General features: G+C 64.4%; 13 protein-coding genes, 1 tRNA gene and 1 pseudogene. 11 read left to right on the top strand and 4 right to left on the bottom strand.

The window, feature by feature from the left end; genetic code table 11:
- Window positions 1-170 precede the first annotated feature (170 nt).
- The gene (locus GUY30_RS09140) at window positions 171-1,544 is read left to right on the top strand and encodes a dicarboxylate/amino acid:cation symporter (protein ID WP_167196493.1); all 1,374 of its coding nucleotides are present in this window, start codon (window positions 171-173) and stop codon (window positions 1,542-1,544) included.
- Window positions 1,429-1,869 (top strand): annotated as a pseudogene (locus GUY30_RS18185) (N-acetyltransferase family protein); the annotation flags it as partial. The gene GUY30_RS09140 and the pseudogene GUY30_RS18185, both read left to right, overlap by 116 nt.
- A gap of 129 nt (window positions 1,870-1,998) precedes the next feature.
- On the opposite strand, the gene GUY30_RS09130 reads toward GUY30_RS18185, so the two are convergent.
- Window positions 1,999-2,080: transfer RNA gene (locus GUY30_RS09130), tRNA-Leu, on the bottom strand.
- Window positions 2,081-2,273: 193 nt separating this feature from the next.
- On the opposite strand from GUY30_RS09130, the gene GUY30_RS09125 reads away from it, so the two are divergent.
- A complete protein-coding gene (locus tag GUY30_RS09125) occupies window positions 2,274-2,894 on the top strand; it encodes an ANTAR domain-containing response regulator (protein ID WP_373284070.1) in 621 nt (206 codons plus the stop codon).
- 127 nt (window positions 2,895-3,021) lie between these two features.
- Here GUY30_RS09125 and GUY30_RS09120 read toward each other — a convergent pair whose 3' ends face one another.
- Window positions 3,022-3,483 (bottom strand): PaaI family thioesterase, encoded by a 462-nt coding sequence (locus GUY30_RS09120; protein ID WP_167196490.1) that lies wholly within the window; start codon window positions 3,481-3,483, stop codon window positions 3,022-3,024.
- Between the two features lie 42 nt (window positions 3,484-3,525).
- Here GUY30_RS09120 and polA point away from each other — a divergent pair, with 42 nt between their 5' ends.
- Window positions 3,526-6,189 (top strand): DNA polymerase I, encoded by a 2,664-nt coding sequence (gene polA / locus GUY30_RS09115; RefSeq protein WP_167196487.1) that lies wholly within the window; start codon window positions 3,526-3,528, stop codon window positions 6,187-6,189.
- 189 nt (window positions 6,190-6,378) lie between these two features.
- Here the strand turns inward: polA and GUY30_RS09110 are convergent, their stop codons facing one another.
- Complete coding sequence (locus tag GUY30_RS09110; protein WP_167196484.1) at window positions 6,379-7,218, bottom strand: class I SAM-dependent methyltransferase; 840 nt, start codon at window positions 7,216-7,218, stop codon at window positions 6,379-6,381.
- A 206-nt stretch (window positions 7,219-7,424) separates the two neighbouring features.
- Between GUY30_RS09110 and rpsA the strand changes: the two genes are divergently transcribed.
- The 5 genes from rpsA (at window position 7,425) to GUY30_RS09085 (ending at window position 15,441) form a co-directional block, all read left to right on the top strand.
- Window positions 7,425-8,909, top strand: coding sequence for a 30S ribosomal protein S1 (gene rpsA / locus GUY30_RS09105; protein ID WP_167196481.1), 1,485 nt, complete (start codon window positions 7,425-7,427; stop codon window positions 8,907-8,909).
- 46 nt (window positions 8,910-8,955) lie between these two features.
- Entirely contained in the window at window positions 8,956-10,779 is a 1,824-nt protein-coding gene (locus GUY30_RS09100) for a hypothetical protein (RefSeq protein ID WP_228281211.1), read from the top strand.
- Window positions 10,780-10,788: 9 nt separating this feature from the next.
- On the top strand, window positions 10,789-11,964 hold the full coding sequence (gene coaE, locus GUY30_RS09095) for a dephospho-CoA kinase (RefSeq protein WP_167196478.1): 1,176 nt from the start codon (window positions 10,789-10,791) through the stop codon (window positions 11,962-11,964).
- Window positions 11,965-12,054: 90 nt separating this feature from the next.
- On the top strand, window positions 12,055-14,187 hold the full coding sequence (gene uvrB, locus GUY30_RS09090) for an excinuclease ABC subunit UvrB (protein WP_228281210.1): 2,133 nt from the start codon (window positions 12,055-12,057) through the stop codon (window positions 14,185-14,187).
- A gap of 186 nt (window positions 14,188-14,373) precedes the next feature.
- Window positions 14,374-15,441, top strand: coding sequence for a TerC/Alx family metal homeostasis membrane protein (locus GUY30_RS09085; protein ID WP_167196475.1), 1,068 nt, complete (start codon window positions 14,374-14,376; stop codon window positions 15,439-15,441).
- 132 nt (window positions 15,442-15,573) lie between these two features.
- Here GUY30_RS09085 and GUY30_RS09080 read toward each other — a convergent pair whose 3' ends face one another.
- Window positions 15,574-15,864 (bottom strand): YciI family protein, encoded by a 291-nt coding sequence (locus tag GUY30_RS09080; protein WP_167196472.1) that lies wholly within the window; start codon window positions 15,862-15,864, stop codon window positions 15,574-15,576.
- 65 nt (window positions 15,865-15,929) lie between these two features.
- Here GUY30_RS09080 and GUY30_RS09075 point away from each other — a divergent pair, with 65 nt between their 5' ends.
- Window positions 15,930-18,425 carry a DEAD/DEAH box helicase gene (locus tag GUY30_RS09075; protein ID WP_167196469.1) on the top strand — a complete coding sequence of 832 codons (2,496 nt, stop codon included), beginning with the start codon at window positions 15,930-15,932 and terminating at the stop codon, window positions 18,423-18,425.
- A 57-nt stretch (window positions 18,426-18,482) separates the two neighbouring features.
- On the top strand, window positions 18,483-21,353 hold the full coding sequence (gene uvrA / locus GUY30_RS09070; RefSeq protein ID WP_167200856.1) for an excinuclease ABC subunit UvrA: 2,871 nt from the start codon (window positions 18,483-18,485) through the stop codon (window positions 21,351-21,353).

Raw genomic sequence — 21,353 nt, 5'->3', positions numbered from 1 at the left:
CGCCTGCCCTGTATTGACGAGACAGGCGCCGCCGGCGTCTGTGCTTCCGGACTGGGATACAGATCACAGCGAATCGCGGAATTTCAAGGATTGCTCAACAGTTGTGCTCTCTGTTGCCTAATCCTCCCTGCGGATCCCAAAAGGGGAGGACCCGCTAGGAGAGGAATTCAATGAGACTGCCCGCGTGGAGCAAGTCCTTCGGAGTGCAGGTGACCATCGCACTCATCGCCGGTGTCATCCTCGGGCTCATCGCCCGCTCATGGGGACCGGTCAGCGAAACGACTGACAACTGGCTCGGCCAGACCCTGGACACCATCGGCTCGTCGTACGTCACCCTGCTCAAAGCCGCCGTCGTACCGCTGGTGATCACCGCGATCATCGCGAGCATCGGCAACCTGCGCAAGGTCACCAATGCCGCCAGGCTCGCAATGTCGACGCTGCTGTGGTTCGCCCTCACCGCCCTCATCGCTGTCATCCTCGGACTCATCATCGGCGTCGTCATGCAGCCCGGCGCCCACGCCGATGCCGCTTCGCTCAACGCCGGTGCACCCGACTCCCAGGGCAGCTGGCTCGGCTTCCTCACCGGACTGATCCCGGTGAACTTCCTCGGGCTCGAGGTGGCCACCGGACCGGATGAGTCCGGAGCGGTCACCTCCGAGGTCAACTTCAACATCCTCCAGCTCATCATCGTCTCCGGTGCCATCGGCATCGCCGCGGTCAAGGTCGGTAAGGCCGCAGAGCCGTTCCTCCAGTTCACCGAGGCGGCCCTGGCCGTGGTGCAGAAGGTCGTCTGGTGGATCGTGCGCATCGCCCCGATCGGCACGCTCGGCCTCATCGGCAACGCCGTGAACTCCTACGGCTGGTCCACGATGGGGTCGCTGCTGTGGTTCGTCGTCGCCGTCTACATCGGCCTCGCGATCGTGTTCTTCATCGTCTATCCGGCCCTGGCTCGCGCCAACGGGCTGTCGGTGCGCCAGTACTTCTCCGGAGTCTGGCCGGCCACTCAGATGGGCTTCGTCTCCCGGTCGTCGATCGGCACCATGCCCGTGACGCAGAAGGTCGCCACCGACAACTTCGGGGTGCCCCACTCCTACGCCGCCTTCGCCGTGCCCTTCGGTGCGACGACGAAGATGGACGGCTGCGCTGCGATCTACCCGGCCATCGCCGCGGTGTTCGTCGCCCAGTTCTTCGGCATCGACCTCTCCCTCATCCAGTATCTGCTCATCATCTTCGTCGCCGTCATCGGTTCGGCTGCCACGGCTGGCACGACGGGTGCGACCGTGATGCTCACCCTGACCCTGTCGACTCTGGGTCTGCCGCTCGAGGGCGTCGGACTGCTCCTGGCCATCGAGCCGATCGTGGACATGGGCCGCACCGCGCTCAACGTCTCCGGTCAGGCGCTCGTCCCGGCCATCGTGGCCAAGCGGCATGAGATCCTGGACGTCGAACGCTACGATGCCCCGCGCATCAACGGCTACGTTCCGACCGAAGAGGACGCAGATGTCGAGGAGCCCCTCACCGAGGAGGCCCGCAGCCGGAATTGATCTCCTCCCCGCCGCGGGACTGGCCGAGCACGATGTCCGACAGGTGACATCGCTGCTCGGCCGCCTTGTCGATGGGGGAGCGGCACTCGGCTGGGTCACCGCACCCACGACCGGGGAGATCGGCGAACTCGTCGAGCGCCTGGCTGCTGGAGCCGAGTCCGGGGAGACCGCGGCGGCCATCGCTCGTCACGGCGACGAGATCACGGGGTTCGCGTACTGGACTCGGTACACCCGGCCCACCTTCCGACTTCACGTCGACATCGAAAAGGTCGCGGTCGCTCCGGAAGCGCAGGGGAGAGGCGTGGGGAAGGGGCTGATGGCAGCGCTCATCCAGGCAGCGCGTCAGCACGGGACGGAAGTCGTCACTCTCGATCTGCGCTCCACAGACTGCGAACCCGCCGCCGGGGAACACAGAAGGCACTGTCGACATCATGGTCGACAGTGCCTTCGTCTGTACCGGATGCGGGACTCGAACCCGCACGTCTTTCGACAATGCATTTTGAGTGCACCGCGTCTACCGATTCCGCCAATCCGGCTCGTCACGAGCGATGCCCTTAGGCACCGCCTGTGCAACGGGGACGATTCTACTGCGCGCGCGGACCGATTGCACAATCGCCACCCGCCGAGGATGCCCTCCGGTGGCCACCGTCACCGGCCGTGGGGACCCTCACAGAAGAAACTTAGCAGTCCGCTGTCCATGACGCTGAGCGGCTGGTCTAGACTGGTGCCGTGCTTTCAAACAGCGAAGAATCAACTTCAGATGAGTCCGTGCCGGTCCGCCGCGTAGTCGTGGCCGAAGACGAGGCCGTGATTCGTCTCGATATCGTAGAAATGCTCCGCGAAGTCGGCTACGACGTCGTCGGTGAAGCTGCGGACGGCGAATCCGCCATCCGCCTGGCAGAGGAGCTGCGCCCGGACCTCGTCGTCATGGACATCAAGATGCCCATCCTCGACGGAATCTCCGCGGCCGAACGCATCGCTCGCGCCCGCATCGCCCCCGTCGTCCTGCTCACCGCCTTCTCGCAGAAGGAGCTTGTCGAGCGTGCCCGCGATGCCGGCGCCATGGCCTATGTCGTCAAGCCGTTCACCTCGGCGGACCTCATCCCGGCGCTGGAGATCGCGTTGTCGCGTCACGCCGAGATCAGCTCGCTCGAATCGGAGATCTCCGATCTCACCGAACGCTTCGAGACCCGCAAGCTCGTCGAGCGCGCCAAGAGCCTGCTGCAGACCTCCATGGGGCTGAGCGAACCGGAGGCCTTCCGGTGGATCCAGAAGACCTCGATGGACCGTCGCCTGACGATGCGCGAAGTCGCTGAGACCGTGCTCAAGCAGATCGGCACGAAGAAGTAACGCCCCCGGACCAGACAGGTCCGAACCCGGAACCAGAGAGGGCCGGCGAATCCGAAATGGATTCGCCGGCCCTCTGCTTTCGTCGTGTGTGGGCTTTCGCTCTGTTTTCGTCGTGGAGGCTGGTTCCTCAGCCCTTCGGTTCGGTCTTCAGGATCATGTTCGTGATCCGCACGATCGAGAGCAGCTTTCCCGCCTCGTCGGTCATCTTCACCTCATGGGAGACGATCGTGCGTCCCTGATGGAGCACCTCGGCGCGTCCGGTGACCACACCCTCACGAGCGGCACGCAGATGAGTGGCATTGAGATCGACCCCGACGACGTTCTTGCCGCCGGAGAGCAGATACGAGTGCATCGAGGCCAGCGATTCGGCGAGAACGACATGGCCGCCGCCGTGGAAGAGACCCATCGGCTGCCGATTGCCGACGACCGGAGCCGTGGCCGTGACATGGTCGTGGGCGAGTTCGACGAACTCGATCCCCATCCTCTCGGCCAGCTCACCCCCGGAACCCGGCGCACGCAGCTGCTCGAGCAGCGTGTCGATCTCCTCAGGTGTGGTGTGAGCGTTCAGGGACACGTCGGGACGCAGCATCGGTTCTCCTTCAAGTCAGCTTCGAACGCTAGGCTATGCCATGTGAGTCACTCAAACGAATCCCTCCTGCTCATCGACGGACACTCCCTGGCCTACCGGGCCTTCCACGCCCTGCCGGTCGAGAACTTCTCGACCAGCACCGGTCAGACGACGAACGCCATCTACGGCTTCATCTCCATGCTCATCAACGTCCTCCGCGACGAAGAGCCCAGCCATGTGGCCGTGGCCTTCGACCTCGGACGCCAGACCTTCCGACTCGAGGAATACCCCGAGTACAAGGCCGGCCGGGCGAAGACTCCGCCCGAGTTCCACCCGCAGATCGACCTCATCAAGGACATCGTCACGGCGATGGGCATCCGGGTCGTGACGAAGGAGGGCTTCGAGGCCGATGACGCCCTGGCGACGATGGCGAGGATGGGGACCGAGGCCGGTGCGGTCGTCGAGGTGATGAGCGGTGACAAGGATTCGTTCCAGCTCGCCACCGACAAGGTGACGATCCTCTACCCGAAGCGCGGAGTCAGCGATCTCAACCGGATGACTCCGGCCGCGGTCGAGGAGAAGTACGGGGTCAGTCCCGCGAACTACCGAGGACTGGCCGCTCTCGTCGGTGAGAAGGCCGACAATCTGCTCGGCGTGCCCGGAGTCGGTGACAAGACCGCCGCCAAATGGCTCACCGCCCATGGCGACCTGCCCGGAGTGCTGGAGAACGCAGAGTCGATCGGCGGCAAGGTCGGGGAGAAGCTGCGCGACCACATCACCGAGGTGGAGCGGAACTATCGACTCAACCGCCTCCTCGACGACGTCGACCTGGGGCTGGAATTCGATGACCTGGCGTGGGGCGAAGGCGACCCGACCGAGCTGTCGAGCCTGTTCGATCAGCTCGAGTTCCAAGCCCTCGGCAAACGTCTGGCCGCGATCTTCCCCGAAGCCGGCACCGAATCCGAGCCGGCACCGACACGGGAGACGAGCATCGAGACCGTCGACATCGACGCACTGATGACGAAGATCTCCGACCACGATGTGCTGGCGCTCGATTCGGATGCCACCTTCGAACTCGGCCATGGTCAGGCACGGACCCTCGCGGTCTCCGCCGAACCCGGGCAGGCGTGGGTCGTCGACCTCGCCGAGGCGGGGCAGAAAGCCGTCGGCAAGCTCGGCTCCGCACTGGGCGGGCATTCGCTCATCCTCCACAGCTCGAAGCTGCAGATCAAGGCGTGGGAGTCGATAGGACTGTCCGTGACCGATATCGCCGGGGACACGGCTCTCGCCGCCTACCTCCTCGTCCCCGATGCCCGTGCGTACGAGCTTGGGCAGATCGCCGCCGATCGCGCCGGAATCGACCTCAGCGAACCCGAATCCGATTCCGGGCAGCTCGCCCTCGCTCTCGACTCGGATGTCGCAGTGACCACGCACGGCCAGCGCGCCGCCGCCCTTCTCGAAGTCCACGAGGTGCTCGCGAAAGCCGTCGACGACGCGAACATGACGCAGGTGTACCGCGAGATCGAGCTGCCGCTCGTGCCCGTGCTCGCGCGCATGGAAGCGACGGGAATCGCTGTCGACGAGGCCGGACTGTCGAACCTCATCGACGAATTCACCAAGCAGGCCGAAGCCAGCGCTCAGGGGGCCTACGACGCAATCGGCCACGAGGTGAACCTCGGATCTCCCAAGCAGCTGCAGACCGTGCTCTTCGACGAGCTCGATATGCCCAAGACCAAGCGGACGAAGACCGGCTATACGACGGATGCCGAAGCGCTGGCCGAACTGTTCGTCAAGACCGAACACCCCTTCCTCCAGCACCTGCTGGCCTACCGGGATTCGACGAAGCTCAAGCAGACGGTCGTCGGACTGCTCAAGACCGTCGCCGACGACGGCCGCATCCACACCACGTACCAGCAGACCGTGGCCGCCACCGGTCGGCTCTCGTCATTGGACCCGAACCTGCAGAACATTCCGGTGCGGACCGAATCAGGTCGCCGCATCCGGGAGATCTTCATCGCCGACCCCGAGGTGTCGGGCGGGACTCTGCTCACCGCCGACTACTCGCAGATCGAAATGCGCATCATGGCTCACCTGTCCGGAGACGCCGCGCTCATCCAGGCGTTCAAGGACGGCGAGGACCTCCACTCCTATGTCGGCTCGAAGGTCTTCGGCGTCGGCATCGACGAAGTGGACTCGGAGATGCGTTCGAAGGTCAAGGCCATGTCCTACGGGCTGGTCTACGGGCTCTCCGCCTACGGGCTCTCTCGTCAGCTGGCGATCGGCGTCGACGAAGCCAAGGGGCTGATGGACCAGTACTTCGAACGCTTCGGAGCGGTCAAGGCCTACCTCGACGACATCGTCGAACAGGCCCGGGCGAAGGGGTTCACGGAGACCATCATGGGCCGCCGCCGCTATCTGCCGGCTCTCCACAGCGACCGTCGGCAGCTGCGCGACATGGCCGAACGCGCCGCACTCAACGCACCGATCCAGGGCTCGGCCGCCGACATCATGAAGATCGCCATGCTCAAGGTCGCCGAGCGGCTGAAAGACCTGCAGTCGCCGATGCTGCTGCAGGTCCATGACGAGATCATCGTCGACGTCCGTCCCGACGAGATCGATGAGGTGAGGACCATCGTCACCGAGGAGATGGGTTCGGCATTCGAACTCGATGTGCCCCTGGACGTCAACGTCGGCACCGGTCGCTCCTGGCACGCCGCCGCCCACTGACCGGCTGAGCGCTATAGCGTTCCTCGTTCAAGGGCCAGCGCAGAAATCGATGCTGCCCGTGCTCGATCAAGGCCGCGCCCACTTAACGCGGCGTGTACCTGTCCAAATGCGAGCTGGCGCTTGAACGAGGTTGTTGCGCGCGGCGCTGCTTGACCGAGCGTTCGCCTCAGTGCTCGGCTGGGCGGCGCCTCAGTCCTTGTTCAGAGTGGTGGAGAAGATCACGGTGCCGGGCATGAGCGCCCCCCGCAGCGGCGACCAGCCGCCCCAAGCGGTCCGATTCTCTTCCGGCCATTCGGGTTCGGTCACCGAATCGATCGTGAAGCCGGCGTCGACGAGGAGGCTGACCCAGTCGCTCATCGTCCGGTGATGCTCGGCGTAGACCGGCTGACCGTCCGAGGACAGCTCGACGTACGGAGTGCGATCGAAATACGAATACTCGACGGTCAGCCCGGCCTCACCGGGGACGTCGGGGAACATCCACCGCATCGGGTGGGTCGTCGAGAAGACCCACTGCCCGCCCCTGCGCAGCACTCTGGCCACCTCGGCGAAGACGACTTCGGCGTCCTTGACGAAGGGCAGGGCCCCATAGGAGGAGAACGCACCGTCGAAGCTGTTCGACGCAAACGGCAGCTGTCGGGCATCGGCGAGGAGGAATGTCGGGGGAGTCGCCTCGGTGGTCAGGGGATGTTCCCGCTGCAGACGTGAGGCCTGTTCGAGCATTCCGGCGGAGACGTCGACGCCCGTGGTGATCGCTCCCTGTTCGGCCAGCCACCGGGAGCACTGACCGGCACCGCAGCCGACCTCGAGCACCTGCTTCCGGTCGACGTCGCCGAGGAGGCGGACATCGGATTCGTGAATTCCCTCCGGACACCAGATGAAATCCGAAGCGCCGAGGAACGTGCCGTGTTCGGCCAGGTACTCCTCGGCAGAGTTGTCCCAATAGCTGCGATTGGCCCGGACTGAAGCCTCTTCGTCGATGGGGAGATAGCCACCGCTGATGACCTCGGCTCCGTCAGTTCCTTCGCTCATGGTTCCTCCGTGGCCCCAGGTGGTGATAATTCGACTCTTCGGCGTGCATTCACGCCTGAAAAGGTGCTAGCATTGACAACCGTATGCGCCTGTGCATACAAGTCCAAATTCGCAATCGAGACCGGATTCGGTTCTTGCGGCAACTTACACGACCTGCCGCCAGGGTACCGGATCTGGACCAATATTCCATCGGAGTCCCTACCTATATGACCACCACCACGCCGGAATCGGTGCAGCCGAAGCAGGTCGCTGTCAACGACATCGGAACCGCTGAGGATTTCCTCGCCGCCGTCGATGAGACCATCAAGTACTTCAACGATGGCGACATCGTTGAGGGCGAAGTCGTCAAGGTCGACCGTGACGAAGTCCTCGTCGACATCGGATACAAGACGGAAGGCGTCATCCTCGCACGTGAGCTTTCCATCAAGCACGATGTCGATCCCGGCGAAGTCGTCGAGGTCGGGGACGACATCGAAGCCCTCGTCCTTCAGAAGGAAGACAAAGAGGGTCGTCTCATGCTGTCCAAGAAGCGTGCTCAGTACGAGCGCGCCTGGGGCGACATCGAGAAGATCAAGGAAGACGACGGCGTTGTCACCGGCACCGTCATCGAGGTTGTCAAGGGCGGCCTGATCGTCGACATCGGACTGCGCGGCTTCCTGCCCGCATCCCTGGTCGAGATGCGCCGCGTCCGCGACCTCGCTCCCTACATCGGCCAGCAGGTCGAAGCCAAGATCATCGAGCTCGACAAGAACCGCAACAACGTGGTCCTGTCGCGCCGCGCCTGGCTCGAGCAGACCCAGTCGGCCGTCCGCCACGACTTCCTGCAGACCCTGCAGAAGGGCCAGGTCCGTCCTGGTGTCGTGTCCTCCATCGTCAACTTCGGTGCGTTCGTCGACCTCGGTGGTGTCGACGGACTCGTCCACGTCTCCGAACTGTCCTGGAAGCACATCGATCACCCGGGTGAGGTCGTCACCGTGGGTGACGAGGTCACCGTCGAGGTCCTCGACGTCGACATGGACCGTGAGCGCGTTTCGCTGTCGCTCAAGGCCACCCAGGAAGATCCTTGGCAGCACTTCGCTCGCACGCACGTCATCGGTCAGATTGTGCCGGGCAAGGTCACCAAGCTCGTTCCCTTCGGTGCGTTCGTGCGCGTCGAAGACGGCATCGAAGGCCTCGTCCACATCTCCGAGCTGGCCGTGCGCCACGTGGATCTGCCGGAGCAGGTCGTCTCGGTCGACGAGACCATCTACGTCAAGGTCATCGACATCGACCTCGAACGCCGCCGCATCTCGCTGTCGCTGAAGCAGGCGAACGAAGGCGTCGACCCCGAGGCCGAAGAGTTCCTCGACCCCGCTCTCTACGGCATGCCGCAGGAGTACGACGAGGACGGCAACTACAAGTACCCCGAGGGCTTCGACCCCGAGACCAACGAATGGGTCGAGGGCTACGAGGCTCAGCGCGAGACCTGGGAGCAGCAGTACGCCGCCGCTCAGGAACGCTGGGAAGAGCACAAGAAGCAGGTCGCCAAGGCCATCGCAGCGGACGCCGAGGCTTCCGCAGCCGATGCCGTCGGCTCTGCCGAAGCCGCTCCGGCCACCGGATCGTTCTCCTCCGAAGAGGCGAACGACGAGGGCACCCTGGCCAGCGACGAAGCTCTCGCAGCTCTGCGTGAGAAGCTTGCAGGCAGCTGATAACAGCTCCCACAAGGGCTCCCGGTCGGAAAGCCGGGAGCCCTTTGTGTATGCCCCCACAATCAGGGCGCGCCTGCGCCCCTGGCTGTGGTACACCCTCATCCTCTGCGTCGGCAGCCTGACCGTCTTCGGCTCCGTCGCTGCCGATCCCGGCGGCAGCGTCGTCGCCTCCAACGATGACACCTCCCTGTTCATCTGGTGGCTCGGACACGGTGCACAGGTGCTCGCCGACGGCCTCGGATTCGGACCGGGGGAGACCGGGAGGCTGCTGTACACGGAATCGATGAACGCCCTCGGCGGGGGAGTCAACGGGGCGTGGAACACCTCCCTGGCCGGCTTCGCGATCCTGCTCGCTCCCGTGACGTGGGTGGCCGGTCCCATCGTGAGCTACAACCTGCTCATCCTCGCCTTCCCGGTGCTGGGCAGCCTGGCCACAGCGGTGCTCTTCCGCCTCTTCCTCGACCGTCTGCCCGCATTCATCGCCGCCGGCGGAGTCGGCTTCTCCAGCTATGTCATCGCCCAACTGGGCGGCCACCCGAACCTCGCCTATATCGTCACCCCGCCACTGACCGCGTGGGCGATCCTCGCGCTCCTCGACCTCGGAAGGACCACGACCGAGCACGGTCGCTCACCGCTGCGCCGCCGTCGCCTCTGGCTGCTCGGCACCGGGTTCGGTCTTCTCCTCGGATTCCAGTTCTACGTCTCCACCGAAGTCCTGGCCGGAACATTCCTCGCCGCACTGTGCTTCCTGGCAAGCCTCGCCGTCTTCGGCCGACGGTTCTTCAGAGCCCGGTCCTGGCTGGCTCTCGGGCTCGGCTCCGCCGTCGCCGGGATCATCGCCCTGCTGTGCGCGATCCCGCTGCTGGTGACCATGGCGGGTCCGAACGCCCCATCCGGCGCCATCCGCCCGCACGGAGTGTGGAACACCGACCTGCTCGACCCGATCCTGCCCGCGGCGCCGGCCTGGCTGAGTTCCGGGGTCTCCCCGCTGCCGCGGATCATGGACATCGACCCCGCCGAACTCGGTGCATACGTCGGCGCACCCGCGCTGGTGGCCGCCGTGCTCATCGTCGCCTGCCTCGGACGCCGATCCGATCACGCTCTGCCGGTGCGCATCGCCGGCGCAACCGGCCTCCTCGTCTTCCTGTTGGCATTAGGCTCGCCGATCCTCCTCGGCGGTCGGGTATTCGTCGAAACCGGTCCGTTCGCCCTCATCGAAGCGATCCCCGTCCTCAACAACATCCTGCCGATGCGCCTCGTCCTCCACTCGACGATCGCGCTGTTCGCGGTGCTCGGAATCGGTCTCCAATGGGTGCTGCAGCACCGGAGGCTGCGTCGCGCCCGCGCTCTGCTCATCCTGCTCGTCCTCGCCGCCGTGGCCGTCCTCCCCGCTCCACAGACCGCCCACGAAGTGACCGTTCCCGACTTCTTCACCGAATCCATCGCCGAGGTGGTCCCCGCCGGATCCGTCGTCAAGACCTTCCCCCGCCCTCTCGCGTGGGCCGAGCCCCACGCCGACCAAGCCATGGTGTGGCAGTCGGTGAGCGGATTCCGCTACCGAGAGACCGGAGGCTATTTCATCGGGTCGAGTCCGGAATCGCCGGTGACCTATTCCGCCCCCGAGGATGCCCTCGACGAACTGCTGCACGGCTCCGTCTTCGACGGGGAGCCCATGCCGGACGGGGACAGCCCGGAAGTCGCCTCGGCGATCGCTGAGCTGCGGGCAGTCGGGGTCGACTTCATCGTTCTCGCCCCCGACGCCCCCCTCCTGCCGGGAGACGATGGAGAGTACGCGGGCTTCCTCGACGCCGCTGTCGGCGATCCGATCTTCGCCGATGAGGGAGTGCGGGTCTACCGACTGGATCAGTAGGATGATCCCATGCTGAGAATCGGTCTCACCGGCGGAATCGGCGCCGGAAAGTCAACGGTGTCCGCGATGCTCGTCGACCACGGGGCAGTGCTCGTCGACGCCGATAAGATCGCCCGCGAAGTCGTCGAACCCGGACAGCCTCTGCTCGAGAGGCTGGCCGAGACCTTCGGGGCCGAGGTGCTGCTGCCCGACGGTTCGCTCAACCGACCGGCCCTGGCATCGGCGGCCTTCGTCGATTCCGACCGCACGGCACAGCTCAATGGACTCATGCATCCGGCGATCCGCGACCGCACGGCCGAACACTTCGCGAGTCACGCCGATGCCGAGATCGTCGTCCACGACGTGCCGCTGCTCGTCGAGAACTCGATGACACCTGCCTACCACCTCAACCTCCTCGTCGATGTGCCCGCCGAGGTGCGGCTGCGCAGACTCATGGACTCCCGCGGAATGGGCCGCGACGACGCCGCCGCACGGATCTCCCGCCAAGCCGACGACGAAACCCGCCGCGCGGCCTGTGACGTCATCATCGACAACTCCGGTTCGGTCGCGGAGACGAAAGCTGCCGTCGGACACCTCATCGAATCGCGGATCCGCCCTTTCGCCGCCAATCTCACGGCCGGCCGGCGGGCCCCGCGAACTGTTCTGGACCTCGTCGACCCCGCAGACGCGGACTGGGCAGGTGACGCACAGCGAGTGGTCGCAAAGCTGAGGCACGGCACCAGCGACGAATTCACCGTCGAACACATCGGCTCCACCTCGGTGCCGGGACTGCCCGCCAAGGACGTCATCGACCTGCAGCTCCTCGTCCCCGATCTCATCGCCGCCCGGGAGCTGGAGCCTCGATTGGCCGAGCTCGGGTATCCGGGCACAGAGATGAGTGACCACCTCGGCGAGGGCGGAACCGAGCCGAAGTGGTTCCACGCGAACACGGATCCTGGTCGGGCCGTCAACCTGCATGTGCGCACAGCCGACTCCGTCGGTGCGCACTTCGCCCGAGCATTCCGGGACCTGCTCACCGAGGATGCGGGGGAGCGGGAGAGGTACCTGCAGGTGAAGCGCGAACTCGCCGCCGAAGCGAAGGCAGCAGGCGTGACGGACGCGCAGATGACGCGAACCTATGCGGAGTCGAAGGAATTGTACTTCCTCGAGATGCGTCGCAGGCTCGTTCCCGACAGCTTCGACTGACGCGGTGACATACGGCACCAGGCATTCAGTCGGTGGCCTCGTTCCGGCTCCGGCCTGCCCAATGTCAGGGCCGGGGGCTAGGGTTGGACTATGAGCTCAGAACGCCCCCTGCCAGCGATCGGCCACCGCCCCGACGTCACCCGCGAGGTGGCGCCCTTCGAAGTCGTCTCCGAGTACTCGCCCTCCGGTGATCAGCCGACGGCGATCAAGGAGATCTCCGAACGCCTTGACGCGGGGGAGCGCGACATCGTCCTCCTCGGTGCCACCGGTACGGGCAAGTCGGCGACGACGGCATGGCTCATCGAGCAGGTGCAGAGACCGACGCTGATCATGGCGCCGAACAAGACACTGGCAGCACAGCTGGCCAACGAATTCCGACAGCTGCTGCCCAACAATGCTGTCGAGTACTTCGTCTCCTACTACGACTACTACCAGCCGGAAGCCTATGTGCCGCAGACGGACACGTTCATCGAGAAGGACTCCTCGATCAACGACGAAGTCGAGCGTCTGCGCCACTCGGCCACGAACTCTCTGCTGACCAGGCGTGATGTCGTCGTCGTCTCGACGGTGTCGTGCATCTACGGTCTTGGCACTCCGGAGGAGTATGTCGACCGGATGGTCACCCTCCACAAGGGCGACGAATGCGACCGGGACGAACTGCTCAAACGCTTCGTGTCCATGCAGTACGCCCGCAATGATATGGCCTTCACCCGCGGCACCTTCCGGGTCCGCGGAGACACCGTCGAGATCATCCCGCAGTACGAGGAACTCGCTCTGCGGATCGAATTCTTCGGCGATGAGATCGAATCGCTGCAGACCCTCCACCCGCTGACGGGTGAGATCGTCCGCGACGAGGACACCATCCACGTGTTCCCGGCCAGCCACTATGTCGCCGGTGAGAACCGGATGGCGACGGCCATCAGCGGGATCGAGGAGGAGCTGCAGAAACGCCTGAGCGAGTTCGAGTCGCAGAACAAGCTGCTCGAAGCGCAGCGGCTGAAGATGCGCACGACCTATGACCTCGAGATGATGGAGTCGATGGGCTTCACATCCGGGATCGAGAACTACTCCCGGCACATCGACGGTCGCGATCCCGGTTCGGCGCCGAACTGTCTGCTCGACTACTTCCCCGAGGACTTCCTCCTCGTCATCGACGAATCCCATGTCACGGTGCCGCAGATCGGCGGCATGTACGAAGGCGATATGTCGCGCAAGCGCACCCTCGTCGAACATGGATTCCGCCTGCCCAGTGCCATGGACAACCGGCCGCTGAAGTTCGACGAGTTCCGGGAGCGGGTGGGACAGAGCGTGTACCTGTCCGCCACCCCCGGCAACTTCGAACTCGGCAATTCCAACGGCTACGTCCAGCAGATCATCCGTCCCACCGGCCTCGTCGACCCCGAGATCAAGGTCAAACCGACGAAGGGCCAGATCGACGATCTGCTCGATGAGATCAAGACGCGCGTCGACGCGAACGAGCGTGTGCTCGTGACGACGCTGACGAAGAAGATGGCCGAAGATCTCACCGACTATCTGCTCGAACACGACATCCGCGTCCAGTACCTCCACTCCGACGTCGACACTCTTCGCCGTGTGGAACTGCTCACAGAGCTGCGGGCCGGTGAGTTCGATGTGCTGGTCGGCATCAACCTGCTGCGTGAGGGCCTCGACCTTCCCGAAGTCTCCCTCGTGGCGATCCTCGACGCCGACAAGGAAGGCTTCCTCCGGTCATCGACCTCGCTCATCCAGACGATCGGTCGTGCCGCACGTAACCTCAACGGCCAGGTGCACATGTACGCCGATACGATCACGGATTCGATGCGCACCGCCATCGACGAGACCGACCGCAGGCGGGCCATTCAGATCGCCTACAACGAAGAGCACGGAATCGACCCGGCACCGCTGGTCAAGCGGATCGCAGACATCACCGAACGTCTGCAGCGCGAAGACGAGGACACCCGCGAGCTGCTCACCGAATTCGACTACGGAAAGGGCAAGCGCGGTTACAACTCGACGCTGACCGACGAACAGAGGGAAGCCGCCGGCAAGCCCGGTTCGCTGCGTCCGCCGGCTGCCGACCTCACCGAGCTCATCGAATCGCTGACCTCGCAGATGCATACGGCGGCCGCGGAGCTGCAGTTCGAGCTCGCCGCGCGACTGCGTGATGAGCTCTCCGATCTCAAGCAGGAGCTGCGTCAGATGAAGGAGGCCGGGCACGCCTGAGCCGCACCGGTGAAGCGCGAGTGATGCTTGCGTGTTTATACTGGTGTGCTGGCGAAAGGGAGTATCCCGTCCATCCGCGGTCGTCACCACGACCCCTCACGGGGTCCGGCCGCGGAGCGCACGCAGCTTCACCGCGTGGGAGAGACTTTCGACCTGGATACATCCTGTTCACCACGAAAGGCATCCATGGATATTCTGTCCTCCACGCTCGCGGCCGGCGGCAGCGCCGCTGCAGCGAGCGAATCTCCGATTCCCGTCTGGTTCATGATCACCTCGGGAATCATCGTCGTTGCGATCCTCGTCTTCGACCTCCTGCTGGTCGTCAAGCGACCACACACCCCGTCGATGCGGGAAGCGAGCATCTGGGTCGCGTTCTACGTCGCCCTGGCTCTGATCTTCGCCGGCGCACTCTTCGCCATCGGCGATGCCCAGCACGGCAGCGAATTCCTCACCGGCTGGCTGCTCGAGTACTCATTGAGCATCGATAACCTGTTCGTCTTCATCATCATCATGGGCAGCTTCTCGGTACCGCGGAAGTACCAGCAGGAAGTGCTCATGGTCGGCATCATCATCGCCATCATTTTCCGCGGCATCTTTATTCTCGCGGGTGCGGCGATCATCAGCGCCTTCGTCGAAGTCTTCTTCATCTTCGGCATCTTCCTCCTCATCGTCGCCTACCGTCAGGCCTTCAGCTCCGAAGACGAGGGCGACGGCGAGAACGGCCTCATCCGGTTCCTACGGAAGCGGATCAACGTCGTCGACGAATACCACGGCAACAAGCTGCGGGTGACCCTCGACGACAACAAGAAGTACTGGACCCCGATGTTCATCGTGTTCATCGCCATCGGCTCGACCGATGTGATGTTCGCACTCGACTCGATCCCCGCGATCTTCGGCGTCACGCAGAATGCGTTCCTCGTGTTCACCGCGAACGTGTTCGCCCTCATGGGGCTGCGTCAGCTGTACTTCCTACTCGGAGGGCTCGTCGACAAGCTCGTGTACCTCCACTACGGAATCGCTGCGATCCTCGGGTTCATCGGCATCAAGCTCATCATCCACGCTCTGCACTCGAGCGATTGGGAGTTCCTGGCGTGGGGACATTCGATCCCCGAGGTGCCGACGTGGCTGTCCCTGACCGTCATCGTCCTCGCCATGGCGGTCGCCACGATCGCCTCGCTGATGAAGATGAAGAAGGACGGAATCTCCTTCAAGGACGTCAGCGCCGACCAGTCGGACGAGTCCGAAGAGGCCTGAGCCGATCGGATTCGGTCGTGCCGACACCGCCTCGGTGTCGGCACAGAACGAGCGGGGTCCGTCTCGATCTCTCGAGACGGACCCCGTTCGGGTCTGCTCCGTCCGGGCAGACCCGAACCGGAAGGAGGCCGCTCAGCCCTGGGCGAAGGGCCCGAACACGGGAGTCCACTCGCGGATGTCCGTCGACTCGATGACACCGAGCGAGGCATAGGGATCGGCGGCCAGGTGCCCTTCGACCTCTGCACGGTCGGCGGCGCGGAGGATCAGCAGACCTCCCGGCTGCGGATCGTTGTCCAGGGGACCGGAGGCGAGGATCGTTCCGGCCTCATTCATCTCCGCCTGCCATTGACGGTGCGCGGGGCGGTGCTCCATCCGCGTATCGGTATCGGGACCGTAGTGATAGGTGACGGCGAAGACCGGCATATGTGACTCCTCGGTGTCGAGCAATAGGATGGAACCAGTCTAATCGGAAAGGTCTGTGCATCAGCGTGGCCAGATTGCAGGAGATCCCAGCGGAATTCGCGGACGACGACACGATCTATGAGTCCTTCGGCGAATACTGCCAAGCGATCGGAGTGGAGCCGTATCCGGCTCAGGACGAGGCGTTCCTCACGATCCTCGCCGGCGACAATACGATCATGGCGACCCCGACCGGTTCGGGGAAGTCACTTGTCGCTCTCTTCGCGCTCTACCAGTCCTTCACCCGGGGGATCCGGTCCTACTACACGGCCCCGCTCAAGGCCCTTGTGAGCGAGAAGTTCTTCTCCCTCATCAACGCCTTCGGCGCCGAGAACGTCGGCATGATCACCGGCGACTCCACGGTCAACCCCGACGCTCCCGTCATCTGCGCCACGGCAGAGATCCTGGCCAACCAGGCGCTGCGTGAGGGCGGAATGCTCGACGCCGGAATGGTCGTCATGGACGAGTTCCACTATGTCGCCGATCCCTCCCGGGGCTGGGCCTGGCAGGTGCCCCTCCTCGAGATGCCGCAGACCCAGTTCGTTCTCATGTCCGCCACTTTGGGCGACACGACCGACATCCGGTCGACCATGACGGAGACGACCGGACGCGGATCCTCCGTGGTCACCTCCGCGACCAGGCCCGTCCCACTCGACTACGAATACTCGACGGAGACGCTCTCTGACACTCTGCGCGGACTCGTCCGCAACGACAAAGCCCCGGTCTACGTCGTCTCCTACTCCCAGAACGGAGCCATCGACCTCGCCACCAACCTGCTTTCGGTCGACCTCGCCTCCAAGGAGCAGAAAGCTGCGATCGCCGCAGCCATCAAGGGCTTCACCTTCGGCAAGGGATTCGGGCAGAGCCTGCGCAAACTGCTTCTGCACGGCGTCGGCGTCCATCACGCCGGAATGCTGCCGAAGTACCGCCGACTCATCGAACAGCTTGCGCTCAAGGGCCTGCTCCTCGTCATCTCCGGCACGGACACCCTCGGCGTGGGCATCAACGTGCCCATCCGCTCCGTGCTCCTGACCGGACTGACGAAGTTCGACGGACGGAAAATGCGCAGACTCAGCGTCCGCGAATTCCAACAGCTCGCCGGACGTGCCGGCCGCGCCGGATTCGACACCCGCGGCTACGTGATCGCCCAAGCCCCCGAACACGTCATCGACAACCTCAAGGCCGAAGCCAAGGCTGCGAACGATGACAAGAAGAAAAAGAAGAAGGTCAAGAAGAAAGCCGCCCCGGTGGGCTTCGTCGGTTGGTCCGAAGAGACCTTCACCAAACTCATCGAAGGCGAGTCCGAGACCCTGCGGCCCCGGATGAAGATCGACCATTCGACGATCCTCAACCTCGTCGCCCGCCCCGGCTCCGATGTCGCGACCATCAGCGACTTCATCGAGAAGACGCATGAGACCCGGGAACGCCGACTCGACCTCAAACTGACCGCGATCAGCATCGGACGCTCCCTCATCGACGCCGGACTCATCGAGGTCCGGGGCAGCGAGCTCATCGCCACCCAGGACCTCGGCCCGCAGTTCGCGCTCAACCAGCCGCTGGCGCCCTTCGTCCTCGCCGCACTCGAGCTGCTCGACGAAGACGACGACACCTACGCCCTCGACGTCGTGTCCATCGTCGAGGCGACCACCTCCGTGCCGTTCCAGATACTGAAGGGCCAACTCGACAGGATCAAGGGGGAGACCCTGGCCGAGCTCAAGGCCGAAGGCGTCGAATACGCCGAACGCATGGCGATCCTCGACGAGATCGAAAGCCCCGCACCCCTGGCTGAGATGCTCGATCCGGCCTTCGACCATTTCGTCGAAACCCATCCCTGGCTGCACCGAGGCGGCTTCGAACCCAAATCCGTCGTCCGCGACATGATCGAGCAGGCGATGGGCTTCACCCAGTTCGTCGGCTACTACAGCCTCGCCCGGGCCGAAGGCAGCCTGCTGCGCTACCTCACCGACGTCTACCGTGCACTGCTCCACAACGTCCCCGCAGAGAACCGGACCGAGGAACTCGAGACCATCATCGAATGGCTCGGGGAGACCATCGCCCGGACGGATTCGTCGCTGCTCGACGAATGGCGGACCCTGCAGGGACTCGACCCCACCGAACACGACGATGATCTGCCGGCACTCGATCGCCGGTTCTCCGAGAACACGAAGGTCTTCACCGCAGAGATCCGCAACGCCCTGTTCCACCGCGTGCTGCTGGCCGAACGCGCGAACTACACCGAGCTCGGCCGCCTCGACGCCGAATCGGGATTCGACTCCCGGGCCTGGGAGGACGCGATCGAGGACTTCTACGACGAATACGGGGAGCTGCATGTCGACCAGAAGGCCCGCGGACGGGAATATATCGACATCACACCCGGTTCGCACACATGGAGCGTCCGACAGATCCTCGCCGATCCCGACGACAACAGGGACTGGGCCATCGACGCCGAGGTGGACGTGGCCGCCAGCGACGAATCCGGCGATATCGTTCTCCGCATCCTCTCCGTCGGAGAGATCGGCAGATGAGCCGGAAACCGCTGCGAATACAGCAATGTCAGTGCCGAGTAATACAGTGGTCAGGTGATGAAAACCAATAACGGTGAGCAAGTGACAGGCGTCTCCCATCTCGACACCCTGTGGGTGAAAGGCGCACGCGCACACAACCTCAAGAACGTCGAGATCGCGCTGCCGCGCGACTCGATGGTCGTGTTCACCGGCTTGTCCGGTTCCGGCAAATCCTCGCTGGCCTTCGACACGATCTTCGCCGAGGGACAGCGACGCTACGTCGAGTCCCTGTCCTCCTATGCGCGGATGTTCCTCGGACAGATGGACAAACCCGACGTGGACTTCATCGAAGGACTGTCTCCTGCGGTGTCGATCGACCAGAAGTCGACCTCGCGCAACCCGCGTTCGACCGTCGGCACGATCACCGAGGTCTACGACTTCCTCCGCCTGCTGTGGGCGCGGATCGGCATCCCGCACTGCCCCGTCTGCGGCGAGGTCATCACGAAGCAGACCCCGCAGCAGATCGTCGATCAGCTCCTCGAACTCGAGGAGCGCACGAAGTTCCTCGTCCTCGCACCCGTGGTCCGCTCCCGCAAGGGCGAATTCGTCGACCTCTTCACCGATCTGCAGTCCAAGGGCTTCTCCCGGGCCATCGTCGACGGTGAGCAGATCAGCCTGAGCGAACCGCCGACCCTGGAGAAGCAGTACAAGCACACGATCTCCGTGGTCGTCGACCGCCTCGTGGCGAAATCCGGACTGCGTCCGCGCCTGACCGACTCCGTCGAGACCGCGCTGGGGCTCGCCGACGGCCGCATCGACATCGAACTCGTCGACGAGGGCACGACCCGCACCTTCTCCGAGCACATGTCGTGCCCGAACGAGCACCCGCTGGCGATCGACGAGATCGAACCCCGCTCGTTCTCCTTCAACTCGCCCTTCGGCGCCTGCCCCACCTGCGACGGCATCGGCACTCGTCTGCAGGTTGACGAAGACCTCGTCGTCCCCGACGAGGACCTCAGCCTCGGTTCCGGAGCCATCGCCCCCTGGTCGGGCGGCAAACAGGTCTCGAAGTACTTCAACCGTCTGCTCAAGGGCCTCGGCGACGAGCTCGGCTTCGATATGAAGACGCCGTGGAAGAAGCTGCCGAAGACCGCGAAGACCGCGATTCTCACGGGCAAGGACTACAAAGTCCACGTCAAGTACAAGAACCGCTTCGGTCGTGAACGCACGTACTCGACGGGCTTCGAAGGCGTCTACCAGTACATTCAGCGCAAGCACGAGGAAACCGAATCCGACTGGTCGCGGGAACGCTACGAGTCCTATATGCGTGAGATCCCGTGCGCCAGCTGCCAGGGCACGCGCCTCAAGCCGGAGATCCTCGCCGTCAAGGTCGGCGAGAAATCCATCGCCGAGGTCTCCGAACTCGCCCTCGACGAAGCGGCCGACTTCCTCGGCTCGCTCGAACTGAGCACCCGCGATGCCGCCGTGGCTGCGCAGGTGATGAAGGAGATCAACGCCCGACTCGGATTCCTCCTCGACGTCGGCCTCGACTACCTCAGCCTCAACCGGGCCGCCGGGACGCTCTCCGGCGGCGAGGCCCAGCGCATCCGCCTGGCCACACAGATCGGCTCCGGTCTCGTCGGCGTCCTCTACGTCCTCGACGAGCCCTCGATCGGCCTGCACCAGCGCGACAACCGCCGACTCATCGAAACGCTCAACAAGCTCAAGGATCTCGGGAACACCCTCATCGTCGTCGAACACGATGAGGACACCATCGAATCCGCCGACTGGATCGTCGACATCGGCCCCGGCGCCGGCGAACACGGGGGAGAGGTCGTCTACTCCGGCCCCGTGCCCGGTCTCAAGGAGGCCGCAGGATCGGTCACCGGCGACTATCTCTCCGGCCGCCGTGCCATCCAGATTCCGCCGACCCGCCGCCCCGTTGACAAGGACCGAATGGTCACTGTCGAGAAGGCCGTGGAGAACAACCTCCGCGATGTCACGGTGTCCTTCCCCCTCGGCGTGCTCACCGCCGTCACCGGCGTCTCCGGTTCGGGCAAATCGACTCTGGTCAACGAGATCCTCTACACGCAGATGGCCAACGTCCTCAACGGCGCCTCCCGGGTCCCCGGACGGCACAAGCGCGTGACCGGTCTGGACAACCTCGACAAGGTCGTCCACGTCGACCAGTCGCCGATCGGCCGCACCCCGCGGTCGAACCCCGCCACCTACACCGGCGTCTTCGACCATGTGCGCCGACTGTTCGCCGAAACCGAATCGGCGAAGGTCCGCGGGTATCTGCCCGGACGGTTCTCCTTCAACGTCAAGGGCGGGCGCTGCGAGAACTGCAGCGGCGACGGCACGATCAAGATCGAGATGAACTTCCTGCCCGACGTCTACGTCCCCTGCGAGGTCTGCCAGGGAGCCCGGTACAACCGGGAGACCCTGGAGGTCACGTTCAAGGGCAAGAACATCGCCGAAGTCCTCGACATGCCCATCGAGGAAGCCAACGACTTCTTCGCCGCGATCCCCGCGATCTCACGGCACCTCAAGACCCTCGTCGAGGTCGGACTCGGCTACGTCCGACTCGGCCAGCCGGCCACGACTCTCTCCGGCGGCGAGGCCCAGCGTGTCAAGCTCGCCGCCGAACTGCAGAAGCGCTCCCGCGGGCGCACGGTCTACGTGCTCGACGAACCGACGACCGGCCTGCACTTCGAGGACATCTCGAAGCTGCTCATGGTCCTCCAGGGACTCGTCGACAAGGGCAACACGGTCATCGTCATCGAACACAACCTCGACGTCATCGGCAACGCCGATCACATCATCGACCTCGGCCCCGAGGGCGGTCGCGGAGGCGGGCAGATCATCGCCCAGGGCACTCCCGAAGAGGTCGCCGAGGTGGCCGAATCGCACACCGGACGGTTCCTCAAACCGATGCTCAAGTCCTGA

This window comes from Brevibacterium pigmentatum (assembly GCF_011617465.1).
Lineage (GTDB): Bacteria > Actinomycetota > Actinomycetes > Actinomycetales > Brevibacteriaceae > Brevibacterium > Brevibacterium pigmentatum.
Note: the sequence above shows the minus strand (reverse complement) of the source record. Positions and strands in the feature narration are given on the sequence as shown.

Bases quoted from the DNA above. Each gene is read 5' to 3' on its own strand.
- uvrB (WP_228281210.1), top strand. From the start codon at position 12,055: ATGAGCTCAGAACGCCCCCTGCCAGCGATCGGCCACCGCCCCGACGTC.
- GUY30_RS09080 (WP_167196472.1), bottom strand. From the start codon at position 15,864: ATGCCGGTCTTCGCCGTCACCTATCACTACGGTCCCGATACCGATACG.
- coaE (WP_167196478.1), top strand. From the start codon at position 10,789: ATGCTGAGAATCGGTCTCACCGGCGGAATCGGCGCCGGAAAGTCAACG.
- uvrA (WP_167200856.1), top strand. From the start codon at position 18,483: ATGAAAACCAATAACGGTGAGCAAGTGACAGGCGTCTCCCATCTCGAC.
- GUY30_RS09120 (WP_167196490.1), bottom strand. From the start codon at position 3,483: ATGCTGCGTCCCGACGTGTCCCTGAACGCTCACACCACACCTGAGGAG.
- GUY30_RS09140 (WP_167196493.1), top strand. From the start codon at position 171: ATGAGACTGCCCGCGTGGAGCAAGTCCTTCGGAGTGCAGGTGACCATC.
- GUY30_RS09085 (WP_167196475.1), top strand. From the start codon at position 14,374: ATGGATATTCTGTCCTCCACGCTCGCGGCCGGCGGCAGCGCCGCTGCA.
- GUY30_RS09110 (WP_167196484.1), bottom strand. From the start codon at position 7,218: ATGAGCGAAGGAACTGACGGAGCCGAGGTCATCAGCGGTGGCTATCTC.
- rpsA (WP_167196481.1), top strand. From the start codon at position 7,425: ATGACCACCACCACGCCGGAATCGGTGCAGCCGAAGCAGGTCGCTGTC.